Genomic DNA, 12285 nt, shown 5'->3' with positions numbered 1-12285 from the left:
CGTCAGCCCACATCAACGCCAATAACGGTAGCGGCGACCGCCGTAGCCGTGATAGCCATAGTAGCCGCCGTAGAAGCCAGGGGCCACCACCACCGGCGGAGCATAGACCGGCGCGGGCGCCACCGCCACGCCCACATCGCCACCGTACGCAGGATAAGCCGGATAGACCGCGCAGCCGCCCAGCATCGCAGCGCCTGCGACCACCAGCCCAATCATCAGTGTTTTCATTGTCATCGTCCTTGCGGCTTGGTTGTTGCCTTAAGAACGTTATACGGGGCGGGTTGGTAATACAGGGTCAACCTGCTGTAACCCTTGTTACGAATCGCAACGTTTGGGTGAACGTAAAGGGACTTGGGATTGCGGGGCGAAGCGAGCCGTGGCGACACGGCTCCCCGTATGCGAGGTGAAACTGCAGTTGACGTTGAAGCACAAACGCCCAACAGACGCCCACTCACGCCCCCTCACGCCCAAACCTCAAACCTCAAACCTGACCCCCTGCGCCAACGGCAACACATCCCCATAATTCACCGTATTGGTAGCCCGCCTCATATAGCCCTTCCAGGCATCGGAGCCGGATTCACGCCCCCCTCCGGTAGCCTTCTCCCCGCCGAACGCCCCGCCGATCTCCGCCCCGCTCGTCCCGATATTCACATTGGCGATCCCGCAATCGCTGCCGGCGGCGGACATGAAGCGCTCCGCCTCCCGCAGCGACTCGGTAAAGATGCAGGACGACAAGCCGTGCTCGTCCGCGTTGTTCAATGCGATGGCTTCCTCCAGCGTGGTGTAGGGCATCACATACAAGATCGGCGCGAACGTTTCCGTCAGCATCGTCTCGTGCTGGCGATCGGTCAGCACCAGCGCCGGCCTCACGTATTCGGCGTTGGGAAAATGCTCAGCCAGCACGCGCTCGCCGCCATGCACAGTGTTGCCGAGCTCGCGGCACCGGAGCAGCGCACCGGCCATGGCCGCGCCGGCGGCGCCATCGATCAGCGGACCGACCAGGGTGCCTTCGGCAAGCGGATCGCCCACCGGCAGGCTGCCGAACACCTGGATCAGGCGCTGCGTCACGGTCTCCAGCAGATCGGCATGGACGAAGGCGCGGCGCAGCGAGGTGCAGCGCTGCCCCGCCGTGCCGGCCGCGGAGAAGGTCATCGCGCGGATCGCCAGTTCGAGATCGGCCGAGGGCGCGATGATGGCGGCATTGTTGCCGCCAAGCTCAAGGATGGCACGCTTGAAGCGCGAGGCGCAGGCCATGCCGACTTCCCGGCCCATGCGGGTGGAGCCGGTGGCGCTCACCAGCCGCACATCGGCGTGCTCGACCAGATGCCGGCCCAGCGCCTGCCCGCCCGGGAGCACCGTGGCGATGCCGCCATGCAGGGGCGCGGCGATCTCCAGCACGCCGTCGAGCAGGCTCTGCATGGCCAGCGCGCTCAGCGGCGTTTTTTCCGAAGGTTTCCAGATCACCCCGTTGCCGCACACCAGCGCCAGCGCCGCGTTCCACGCCCATACCGCCACCGGGAAATTGAAGGCGGAGATGACGCCGCACAGCCCATAGGGATGCCAGGTTTCACGCATGGCGTGCTGCGGCCGTTCCGAAGCAATGGTCAGGCCGTGCAACTGGCGCGACAGCCCGACCGCGAAGTCGCAGATGTCGATCATCTCCTGCACTTCGCCCAGCCCTTCCTGCAGGATCTTGCCGGATTCGAGCGAGACCAGCTCGCCGAGATGCTTCTTGTGTTCGCGCAGCACTTCGCCGAAACGCCGCACCACCTCGCCGCGCACCGGCGCCGGCACCAGGGCCCAGCCGGCCTGCGCCACGCGGGCGCGTTCGATGCGCGCATCCGCATCGGCCAGGCTGCAGGCCGGCAGATGCCCGAAGACCTCGCCGTCGATGGGCGAGCGCACCGGCAGTGCGCCGGCAGGGCCTTCACCGTCGCGCCAGGGCGTCTTCAGCCCGATGGCCTGCCAGCAGGCCGCGAATTCCTGTGCTTTCATGCCGTTGCCTCCTGAAGCGGATGACGGGTGTAGTGCCGGCCGAAACGGTTGGCCAGGAAAGCGTCCAGCGGCATCGCCTCCTGCGGCACGAAGCCGGCTTGCGGCAGCTTGCCGCTGGCGACCAGGTCCAGCGCGGTGCAGATGCCTGCCGCCGTAGTGAGCTGGATCGCATTGACGTGGCCCGCAGCGGTATCGGCGCCGCCGATACGCACCGAGAACGAGGCCTGCGTCAGCGGACCGCGCCCGCCCTTGCTCCCGGCGGCATAGCCGGTGGCGTTGGCGAACACGATCACCACGTCCTGCTGCGTGGCAGGGATCGCGCTCTCGAAGATTTCCAGCATCCAGTCGCGGCGCTCGCGCAGCCGCAGGTCGTTGAGCAACAGCTTCATCACCGCGCAGTGCCCCGGATAACGGATCGATTTGTAATCCACGTCGCGCGCCCGGCCCGCCAGTGTCTCGGGCAGCGTGCCGAGCCCGCCCGATGTATTAAAGGCTTCGTACTCGATGCCGTCCAGCGCGAAGCTCTCCAGCCCTTCCAGCGCGGGCACTTCCACGCGGCGCCCGTCGACGATGGCCTCGCAGGGATTGCAGTATTCGTTGATCAGCCCTTCCGTGCTCCAGGTCAGGTTGTACTTGAGCGCGTTGCTGGGGTAGCGCGGCAGCGCGCCGACCCGCATCTTCAGGTCGAGCAGTTCGCCGCCACCACGCAGGAAACGCTGGGCCAGGTCGTTGCCGACCACGCCGATGAAGCCGGGGGCCAGCCCGCACTGCGGCATCAGCACCGAGGATGCGCCATCGGCTAGGCGGCGAATGGCATGGGTGGCGGCAACGTCCTCGGTCAGGTCGAAGTAATGCACGCCAAGGCTGGCCGCGACCGTCGCCACGCCGACCGCGGCATGGAACGGCAGCGCGTTGAGCACGGCGTCGGCGCCACCCAGCAGCCAGGCGCAGTCCTGGGCCTCGTCCGGGTCGCCTACGCGTACGGCGACGCCTTCGGGCAGGCCTTCGAGCTGGGTGGGTTCGCGGTCGACCAGGGTGACATGGTAATCGCCGCTGTCATGCAGCATGACAGCGATGGTGCGGCCGATCTTGCCCGCGCCCAGCACGACCACGCGCATCGGCGCCCGCCTGGTGCCGGACGTGGGCATGCCGGTCGAGGCGCCGGTGCCCGGGGCGTCGGCGAGGGCGGCAAGGGCGGTGGCTTCGGTGAGGTGTCCAGTGTGGTCCAGATGGCCGGTTGGCGTGATGTTGGTCATGATGTCCCTCTTGGCAGTGTTTCATCGGTGTCTGTCCGCGATTAAAGTATGGTTGCGGGCACAGTCAGAATGAAGGGACAAGATTGACGAAAAGGCCTGACTTTCGAACGATTCGACATCACAATCAGTCGAAACGTCGAAACCCTTTCATTCAATGCGTCGCTGGGTACCGCCCGGGACCTTCCCGCAGCTGCCGCCAGGCTCATGACCGACCTCGACCAGACCGACCGCCACCTGCTCTCCCTGCTGCAGGCCAACGCGCGTGAAAACGCAGCCAACCTGTCGCGCAAGCTCGGCATTGCCCGTACCACCGTGGTGGCCCGCATCGCGCGGCTCGAACGGGAGGGCGTGATCGCCGGCTATGGCGTGCGGCTTGGCAAGGTGATGGAGGACAGCGCCATCCTGGCGTTCTGCGGCATGTCGGTGATGCCCAAGGCCGCGCCTGCGGTGGTGCGGGCGCTGCAGCGTTTTCCCGAGATAGAGGAGCTGAATTCGGTCAGCGGCCCGGTGGACTATATGGCGGTGATCCGCTGCGACACGCATGCCCGCCTGGACAAGCTTCTTGACGAAATCGGCGCGCTGGATGGCGTCAACCACACCACTACGTCGATCGTGCTGGCGCGCAAGATCGACCGGCGGCGGGCGGCGGGCTGAACCGCGCGGCGCATGCAAGAGGCCTATGCCGCACAACGCGGCGAAAAGGCCGGACCAACCTCAGGACCAACGATCGGAGAGCAGGACGATGAGCAATCGCATTCGAGTCGCCGTGGGCGGCGTGACCGGCTGGGCCGGCGGCGAACTGGCGCGCGGCGTGGCGCACGCGGACGATATGACGCTGGTGGCCGGACTGTCGCGCGGCGCCGCCGGCCAGACCCTGGCCGAACTGACCGCGCACAAGGGCACGCCCGGCGTGGCGGTGGCCAGCATCGACGAGCTGGCGGAGGGCGCCTTCGACGTCTATGTGGAATACACCAGGCCCGACGTTGCCAAGCGCAATATCCTGCAGGCGCTGGCCAAGGGCGCGCATGTGGTGGTGGGCACATCGGGGCTGTCCGACGAGGACTACGCCGAGATCGATGCCGCCGCGCACCAGGCCGGGCGCGGCGTGCTGGCCTGCGGCAACTTCGCCATCACGGTGGTGCTGCTGCAGAAATTCGCCGAGATGGCTGCGCGGCACCTGGAACATTGGGAAATCATCGACTACGCCAAGGCAGGCAAGGTCGACGTGCCCTCCGGCACGGTACGAGAGCTGGCCTATCGGCTGGGGCAGGTCCGCGAGGCGGCGCAGGTGGTGCCCGTCGATCAGGTCAAAGGGCCGAAGGAAACCCGGGGCGCCACCCTGTCCGGCAGCCAGGTGCATGCGGTGCGCCTGCCCGGGTATCAATTGGGCGTGGAAGTGATCTTCGGCGCCGACGGCCAGCGCCTGCACCTCAAGCATGAGGCGGGTGACGGCTCCAAGCCTTATGTGTCCGGGGCGCTGCTGGCGATCCGCAAGGTGCACACGGTAACGGGGCTGGTGCGCGGGCTGGACAAGGTGATGGAAGGGCTTTGAGGCTTTGGCGAATCGGGTCAGCTTCGTTTTGCGCCCGGGCGGGTAAGCGTCACGCGCTTCAAACCGCGCCGGCGCCTCTTCACCATTTCCCGTCCTTCCCCTTCTTCGCCCCCGCCTTGCCGGCCGCCTGCGCTTCGGATGCCGGCGTGGGATTGAGCTGTTGCGCCATGGCGGCATCCTGGTTGGCCATCAGCAAGCGCGCCTGGGGCAGCAGCATCTCGATGGTGCCTGTATTGGGATCTTCCGGAATGGCGTAGAGCTCCACGGTCAGCGGCTTCTTCATCCAGCCGGCATGCACGCTCTTGACGACCTTGCCAGCCTTGTCCTTGATGCTCAGTTGCTCCGATCGGTAGGCTTTGCCAAAGCGCGCGGTCAGGCTCTCCACTGCGTCGTTCTCGGAGCGCACGCCGTCGGTCGGCACGATCAGCCCGACCAGGGCATTGCCATCGACAAAGGCGACGACATGCGGGCCGTCCATGAAGGCGGGCCGCTTATCGCGCGGCACGCCAACCTGGCGCATCACGCCGTCACCGCGCAATTCCACGCACAGGGCGGTCACATCGCGGCCATCGGCGCTGCGTTTGTCGGCACAATCGGGCAGCGCCGGCAGCGGGCTGCCGATCGCCAGGCTATCCAGCATCGGCGCCAGCGTGTCGGCGGCGCCATCCTTGGACGCGGCACCGGCCCAGGGCGATATCAACAGCAGGCTGGCCATGGCCAGCCCGGCGAGGGGGTATTTCATCCAGACTCCTGAGAAAAGCTCCGGATTGGAGCGCCCCCCGCGTGCGTGGTTCCTGCCACCTGCCATCAGGTGGCATGGCAGCCGCCTGCCGGGGGTTAATGCGTCATATGCAGCACCGCGTTTGCCAATACCGCCAGCAGCACCAGCAGCAGGCCCCACAACAGCAGCCGCGGCACCCGGCTGGGTGGTAGCTGCCGGCGTGGCGAACGTGCCGGGCGCGGCTGCGCAGCGCGCGTGCTGGACGGACGTTTGGCGCCGGTAGCGCCCGGCGGTCGTTGCGTGGCCATCTGTGCTCCCCGGTGCATGATGCCGGCGCGAATCCTCATGTGCCGCCGCTGCACATCGCCGGGTGCATGGCCCGGGCGCCGCTCATGTTAAGGCAAAGCAGCGCCCCGTACCATGGCCTCATCCTGCCCTTATGGGGCGGACGCCACTTTGCGCGTGACATTCAGCGCTTCGCGCCGGAAGGCATGCCCCACGTGGTGATAGAACGGATGCGGGCAGAACTGGCGCGCGAGGAAGGAGGCCAGCAGCGAGGCGGCCAGCAGGAACACCGTGAGATCCTGCGAACGCGTCATTTCCATCACGATCACGCTGGCGGTAATGGGCGCCTGGGTGGCGGCGGCCAGGAAGGCCGCCATGGAAACCAGCGCCAGCACGCGCGGCTCGGTCATGCCGCCGAAGAAGTGGCCGACCAGTTGCGCCACATTGGCGCCGATGCCGGAGCCGATGGCCAGCGAGGGCGTAAAGATGCCGCCCGGGATACCCGCGAAATACGACACCACGGTGGCCGCCAGCTTGGCGATGCCGAACCATAGCGTGGCATGCGGCTCGCCGTTGATCAGGCCGGCTGCCTGCTCATAGCCGGTACCGAAGGTGGCGCCGCCGGTGGACCAGCCGATCGCCGCGGCCACCAGGCCGCACAGGAAAGCCACCAGTACCGGGTGCTGCGCCGGCCACGCACGCAGCCGCGCCGGCAGCAGCGCCGGCACACCGCCGGCCAGCAACTTGGCGAACAGGCCGCCAAGCACGCCGTTGACCAGCGCGCACAGCAGCACCGGCCCCCAGGCATCATGCAGTGCCAGGATTGGCGTCTTGACGCTGAAGTACGGGTTGTTGCCAAGAATGGCCAGCGACAGGAAACCGGCGGTCAGGACGCCCGACAGCACCAGCCGGTCCCAGCGCACGGCGGTGCCGCGGCCGAGTTCCTCGATCGCGAACACGACGCCGGCCAGCGGTGTATTGAACGCCGCTGCCAGGCCCCCGGCGGCGCCGGCGGCAATCAGCGCATTGGGGTGGAAGCCGATGCGGAACTGCAGGCGCTCATGGCACCAGCGGCCCCAGGCCAGCATGGCGGCGGCGCCGACCTGCACCGAGGGACCTTCCCGCCCGATCGAGGCGCCCGCCAGCAGGCCGCCGGTGGTCAGCAGCACTTTCCACATCGACTGGCGGAACGACACCAGCACGGTTTGCGCCGGCCCGGAGGGTGGCAGATTGACGGCCGCGATCACCTGCGGAATGCCGCTGCCGCGTGCCTGCGGGGCCAGGCGGATGGTGAGCCAGCGCAGCGCGGCCAGCCCAAAGGGCAGCAGCACGAAGGCCAGCCAGGGCGTGGCCTCGGTCAGCCGGTAGTTCCAGCGCAGCGCCACTTCGGCAATCCACGCAAAGATCAGGGAGAACAGCGCCACGCAGCCGGCGCCGCACATGAAGACGGCGTAGCGCAGCGTGGTTCGGGAGATGCGCCACATCTGGCGCGACTTGCGGTCGGCGGCCAGGCGGGCCCGGCGGCGCAGGGCGCGCAGCCGGTCGGTTTCGGCGCTGGCATCGCGATGCGGCTCGCGGGGGACGGGGGGCGGATCGCGATGGGGATCGTGCTGCGGGTCGCGTGGCGGATCAGACGCGTTGTCGTTCATGGTGCGGCAGGCATGGGCAAAAAAACACCGTGACTGGCCCGAGGGTCGGATTCATCACGGCGTGATGGAACTATACGCCCATCGCCGCCGCAGGTGCCGCGCTGCTACCGGAGCCTGGCGCCTCGCGCCTCGTGCCTCGTTAATCCAGCGAGATATGGTTGGCCTGGATCACCGTACCCCAGCGAGCGCGGTCGGCCTCCACGTAGCGCTGGATTTCAGCGCTGTCGCGCGGGCGCTGGATCACCAGCCCAAGCGTGGCGAAGGTGTGCCGGAACTGCGGATCGCTGGTGGTCCTGGCCGCCGCGGCCTGCAGGCGCGCGATGGCGTCGGGCGGGGTCTGGGCCGGCACCGCCAGGCCGAACCAGGTGGCGGCCTGGTAGTTGGGATGGCCGCCCTCGGCCACGGTCGGCACGTCAGGCAGCACTTCCAGGCGTTCCTTGCTGGTCACTGCCAGCGCCTTGAGCTTGCCGGCCTTGATATGCGGGAGCGACGTGCTGACCACATCGATCATCAATTGCACGTCGTTGGCCAGCAATGCCGCCAGCGCGGGGGCGCTGCCGTTGTAGGGCACATGGGTGAGGTTGATGCCCAGTTCGCTCTTGAGCATTTCCGTGGCCAGCTGCAGCGGGTTGCCGAGGCCGACCGAGGCGTAGTTCAGCTTGCCGGCGTTGGCCTTGGCATAGCCGGCGAACTCGCGGATATTGGCGGCCGGCACCTGGGCATTGGTCACCACCACCAGCGGAATCTCCGCGGTGATCGAGATCACCTTGAAATCGCGCTTGGCGTCGTAGTTGACCTTCTTGTAGAGCATCGGGTTGAGCACCATGCTGGCATTGCTCGCCAGCAGCACGGTGTAGCCGTCGGGCGTGGCGCGCGCCACGCCGGTGGCGGCGATCATGGTGTTGGCGCCGGGCCGGTTCTCCACCACCACCGGCTGCCTGAGTTCGCGGCCCATGCCATCGGCCATGGCGCGCGCGAGCTGGTCGGCCGAGCCGCCGGGCGCATAGGGCACCACCAGCCTGACCGGCCTGTCGGGGAAGGCAGCAGCCATTGCGACCTGCGCGCAAGCGAGCGCCGCGGCGCCGGCAAGGGCGCGCCATCCGGGTATCCAGCGTTGCATATCGTCTCCTTCGTGTTTGTTGCTTTGTTGCTTTGTTGCTTTGTTGCCTTGTTGCCTTGTTGCCTTGTTGCCTCGTACCCGGCTTGCCGGAAGCCGGGCCTGCCCGTCTCAGACGCGCCGCGTGCGCCCTTCCCAGTACTTGTCGCGCAGGCGGCGCTTGGCCAGCTTGCCGGTGTCGTCGCGCGGCAGCTGGGCTTCGATCACGATGGTGCGCGGCACCTTGAAGCCGGACAGGTGCCGGCGCAGCCATTCGATGATCGCGCCCTCTTCCAGGCTGGCGCCCGGCACCGGCTGCACCATGGCCAGCAGGCGCTCGCCATATTCGTCGTCGGGCACGCCGAACACCACGCAGTCGGCCACGCCGGGATAGCGCACCAGTTCGTGCTCGATCTCGGCCGGATAGATGTTCACGCCGCCCGAGATCACCATGTCGGAGGCGCGGTCGCAGATGAACAGGTAGCCGTCGGCGTCGAGATAGCCCATGTCGCCCAGGCTGACCAGGCCGTCGCGGTCGATGGCGCTGCGGGCCGCTTCGTTGTTGCGGTAGGTGAAGTCGGGATAAGCCGGCTGGCGCACATAGACCAGGCCGATCTCGCCGGGCGCGCAAGGCCGTCCCTGCTCGTCGAGGATGCGCACTTCGCCGTCGTCGACCGCGCGGCCGGCTGTGCCAGGCCTGGCCACCGCGTCCGCGGGCGTGGCCACGGTGATCATGCCGGCCTCGCTCGACGCGTAGGTTTCGTGGATCACCGGGCCGAACCAGTCCAGCATGGCGCGCTTGACCTCGGGCGCGCACGGCGCGCCGGTGGAGGCGACGAAGCGCAGCGAGGAGAGGTCGTAGCGCGCACGCACCTCGGGCGGCACCTTGAGCATGCGCACATACATGATGGGCACCAGGTAGAGCACATCGATGCGATGCTTCTCCACCAGCGCCAGCACCTGCTCCGGATCGAAACGCGCGCACAGCACCAGGCGTTCGCCGACCTGCAGGGCGTTCTGGATAAACACACCCGGCGCGCTGTGGTACAGCGGCGCGGCCATCAGCGCGCGGCAGCCCTGCTCGATGCCCATGGTCTGCGCCACCACCGAGCGCATGCGCGCCAGCTGTTCTTCCATCGTGGCGAGCGGTATCGCCGCGCGCAGCACGCCCTTGGGGCGGCCGGTGGTGCCGGAGGTATAGGCCATATGGCCGCGCGGCGCCACGCGCGGGCCGTCGTAGTGCGGCTGCACGGCCAGCCAGCTTTCGTAGTCGATCGCGCCCGCGGGACTGTCCTGGCCCGGCACCGCGACGGCCAGCACCTGCACGCCTTCGGGTATCGCGGCGCGCATGCCGTCCAGCAGGTCGGCATGGCCGATCAAGGCGCGGGCACCGCTGTCGGCCATCAGGAAGCGGATCTCCTCGGCGGTGAAGTGCCAGTTGATCGGGCAGTAATACACGCCGGCCGTGCGGCAGGCGTGAACGATGTCGGCAAAGACCGCGTCGTTGCGCAGCAGCACCGCCACCACGTCGCCTTCGGCCAGGCCGAGCGCGCGCAGGCCGCCGGCCAGGCGCGCGCCGCGATCCAGCAGCGCGTCGCCGCTCAGGTGGGTACCTTCGAACCAGAGGTCGGCTGCCATTCAGTTGTCTCCAGCTTGTTTGGTCATGGTCGTGGGAGCCGGGGCGTTGACCGTGCGGGCGGCACGGTCGGCGGCGTTCCTGGCGGCGATGCGCTCGCGCGCGGCCTGCCACTCGGCATCGCCCCAGCCCAGGTATTGCTTGAAATAAGCGCCGTTGGCGAGCCAGTCGCCGCCATCCAGCGCAATGGTCTGGCCATTGATCCAGGAGTTGTCGCGGGCCAGCAGGAAAGCAGCGAGGTTACCGATGTCCTGCGGCTGGCCGATGCGGCCGGTGGGGTTCTGGCCGCTCATCGCGTCTTGCTGCGAATCCTGCGGGCGCAGGCGCGAGCCCGCGCCCTCGGTGGGGATCACGCCGGGCGCGATGGCGTTGCAGCGGATGCCGTGCCGGCCCCACTCGACCGCCAGCGACTTGGTCATGGCATCCACGCCGGCCTTGGACATGGCGGACGGCACCACGAAGGGCGATCCGGTCCAGACCCAGGTCACCACGATGGAGAGCACCGTGCCGGGATGGCCGTCGCGGATCCAGCGTTTGCCGACCGCCTGGGTGGTGTAGAAGGTGCCGCGGAAAACGATGTCGGAGATGGCGTTGAAGCCATTGGGCGACAAGTCCTCGGTGCGGCTGATGAAGTTGCCGGCGGCGTTGTTGACCAGGCAGTCGAGCGGGCCGTGCCGGGTCCAGATGGACTCGATCATGGCATCGACGGCGGCGGCGTCGCGGATATCCACGGCATGGGTCACCACCTTGCCGCCATGCTGGCCGCGCAGCATCTCGGCGGCCTGGTCCAGCACCGCCAGGCGCCGGCCGCACAGGTGGAGTTCCGCGCCCAGCCCCGCCAGCCGCTGGGCCATGATCAGGCCCAGCCCGGTGCCGCCCCCGGTGATCAGCACGCGCTGACCGGCGAAAAGATCGTCCTTGAACATGGTGTCTCCTCCTTGTTGTGCGGCGCCTTGGTGCGTTCCTGCGCCGGTCTGGCCCCGCCGCAGCCGGTCCGGCGGGGAAGGGACACTGTAGTCCCGTGGCACGGCATCGACAATTCCCCCGCAGCGACTCACAATGTTGCGCCAGAATCGACAATCCTCCATGGAATCCCCGATGGACCTCAACCTGATCCAGGCCTTCGTCGATATCGTCGAGGCCGGCAATCTGTCCGAGGCGGGGCGCCGGCGCGGCGTGACGCGCTCGCAGGTCAGCCGCCAGCTGCGCGAACTGGAGCACCAGGCCGGCGCGCAATTGCTGCGCCGCACTACGCGCCGGCTGGAGCTCACCGAGCCGGGCCGCTCGCTCTACCAGCACGGCCTGCGCATCCTGCAGGAGGTGGCCTCGGCCCAGGCCGAGATCGACAGCCTGGGCAAGACCCTGCGCGGCCATGTGCGGATCAGCGTGCCCACCGGGCTGGGCGACACCTTCCTGGCGCCGCTGCTGCTGGAGTTCGCCGACCGGCATCCCGGCATCACGCTGCGCGTGTTCTTCGCCAATCGCGTGGTAGACCTGATCGCCGCCGAGATCGACGTGGCGCTCAAGGTCACCTCGCAGCCGCCGCTGGACCACGTGGCGCGCGATATCTGCGCGATCGACTGGCAACTCTGCGCCGCGCCCGCCTACCTGGCGCGCAGCGGACCGCTGCTGGCGCCGGCCGACCTGGCGCGCTGCCAGTTCCTGTGCCCGCCCTACCCCGCGCGGCGCTTCATCCTGACCCTCGATCGCGGCGACCAGCGCGACGAGGTCGAGCTGAGCCCGCATCTGCAGTCCGAGCATTTTCCCTTCCTGATGCGCGCGGTGCGCGAGGGCCACGGCGTGGGATTACTGCCGGTCTACGCGGGCTGGGAGGATGTGCGCGAAGGCCGCCTGGTGCCGGTGCTGAAGGAATGGAAACCCGAGGGCCTGGGCAACCGGCTCTTCATCATCACCACGCCCAACCTCCACCCGTCGATGGCCACGCGGGCGCTGATCGAATTCCTGCGCCAGCGGATTCCGGCGCTGGAAGTTTTCAGCGGCAATGCCGCTGCATTGGATCCACCCTGACGCCCGGCCGGGGCTGCCGGCAACCGCAGCCTGCCCGCTCGCCTGCAAACTTTCAATTTGCAAGCTA

Annotated in this window: 12 protein-coding genes; 3 read left to right on the top strand and 9 right to left on the bottom strand. The window is 68.1% G+C overall.

Features of this window, described 5'->3' with window-relative positions; genetic code table 11:
- Nucleotides 1-12 precede the first annotated feature (12 nt).
- The 3 genes from AC3FOF_RS15980 to AC3FOF_RS15970 form a co-directional block, all read right to left on the bottom strand.
- Entirely contained in the window at nucleotides 13-228 is a 216-nt protein-coding gene (locus tag AC3FOF_RS15980) for a hypothetical protein (protein ID WP_035813955.1), read from the bottom strand.
- A 246-nt stretch (nucleotides 229-474) separates the two neighbouring features.
- On the bottom strand, nucleotides 475-1995 hold the full coding sequence (gene amaB, locus AC3FOF_RS15975) for an L-piperidine-6-carboxylate dehydrogenase (RefSeq protein WP_488727095.1): 1521 nt from the start codon (nucleotides 1993-1995) through the stop codon (nucleotides 475-477).
- The gene (locus AC3FOF_RS15970) at nucleotides 1992-3143 is read right to left on the bottom strand and encodes a saccharopine dehydrogenase family protein (RefSeq protein ID WP_276263282.1); all 1152 of its coding nucleotides are present in this window, start codon (nucleotides 3141-3143) and stop codon (nucleotides 1992-1994) included. Before AC3FOF_RS15970 ends, amaB begins: the two co-directional genes overlap by 4 nt.
- A 312-nt stretch (nucleotides 3144-3455) precedes the next feature.
- On the opposite strand from AC3FOF_RS15970, the gene AC3FOF_RS15965 reads away from it, so the two are divergent.
- Together AC3FOF_RS15965 and dapB are read left to right on the top strand one after the other, a co-directional pair.
- Complete coding sequence (locus tag AC3FOF_RS15965; RefSeq protein WP_017228544.1) at nucleotides 3456-3905, top strand: Lrp/AsnC family transcriptional regulator; 450 nt, start codon at nucleotides 3456-3458, stop codon at nucleotides 3903-3905.
- A gap of 88 nt (nucleotides 3906-3993) precedes the next feature.
- Entirely contained in the window at nucleotides 3994-4803 is an 810-nt protein-coding gene (gene dapB, locus AC3FOF_RS15960; RefSeq protein ID WP_017228543.1) for a 4-hydroxy-tetrahydrodipicolinate reductase, read from the top strand.
- Between the two features lie 79 nt (nucleotides 4804-4882).
- On the opposite strand, the gene AC3FOF_RS15955 is transcribed toward dapB, so the two are convergent.
- From AC3FOF_RS15955 to AC3FOF_RS15930, 6 genes are all read right to left on the bottom strand, one after another.
- A complete protein-coding gene (locus AC3FOF_RS15955) occupies nucleotides 4883-5545 on the bottom strand; it encodes a hypothetical protein (RefSeq protein WP_017228542.1) in 663 nt (220 codons plus the stop codon).
- Between the two features lie 95 nt (nucleotides 5546-5640).
- On the bottom strand, nucleotides 5641-5832 hold the full coding sequence (locus AC3FOF_RS15950; protein ID WP_017228541.1) for a hypothetical protein: 192 nt from the start codon (nucleotides 5830-5832) through the stop codon (nucleotides 5641-5643).
- 129 nt (nucleotides 5833-5961) lie between these two features.
- Nucleotides 5962-7458 carry a chloride channel protein gene (locus tag AC3FOF_RS15945; protein WP_488727094.1) on the bottom strand — a complete coding sequence of 499 codons (1497 nt, stop codon included), beginning with the start codon at nucleotides 7456-7458 and terminating at the stop codon, nucleotides 5962-5964.
- A gap of 139 nt (nucleotides 7459-7597) precedes the next feature.
- Nucleotides 7598-8578 carry a Bug family tripartite tricarboxylate transporter substrate binding protein gene (locus AC3FOF_RS15940; RefSeq protein ID WP_488727093.1) on the bottom strand — a complete coding sequence of 327 codons (981 nt, stop codon included), beginning with the start codon at nucleotides 8576-8578 and terminating at the stop codon, nucleotides 7598-7600.
- 108 nt (nucleotides 8579-8686) lie between these two features.
- Complete coding sequence (locus AC3FOF_RS15935; RefSeq protein ID WP_488727092.1) at nucleotides 8687-10192, bottom strand: acyl-CoA synthetase; 1506 nt, start codon at nucleotides 10190-10192, stop codon at nucleotides 8687-8689.
- On the bottom strand, nucleotides 10193-11116 hold the full coding sequence (locus tag AC3FOF_RS15930) for an SDR family oxidoreductase (protein WP_488727091.1): 924 nt from the start codon (nucleotides 11114-11116) through the stop codon (nucleotides 10193-10195). It abuts the gene before it with no gap.
- A 172-nt stretch (nucleotides 11117-11288) separates the two neighbouring features.
- On the opposite strand from AC3FOF_RS15930, the gene AC3FOF_RS15925 reads away from it, so the two are divergent.
- Complete coding sequence (locus AC3FOF_RS15925; RefSeq protein ID WP_488727115.1) at nucleotides 11289-12218, top strand: LysR family transcriptional regulator; 930 nt, start codon at nucleotides 11289-11291, stop codon at nucleotides 12216-12218.
- Nucleotides 12219-12285: the final 67 nt, after the last annotated feature.

It is taken from the genome of Cupriavidus sp. 96C5-1, from assembly GCF_057798855.1.
The sequence above is the reverse complement of the archived record's forward strand: the minus strand, read 5'-3'. Positions and strand labels throughout refer to the sequence as shown.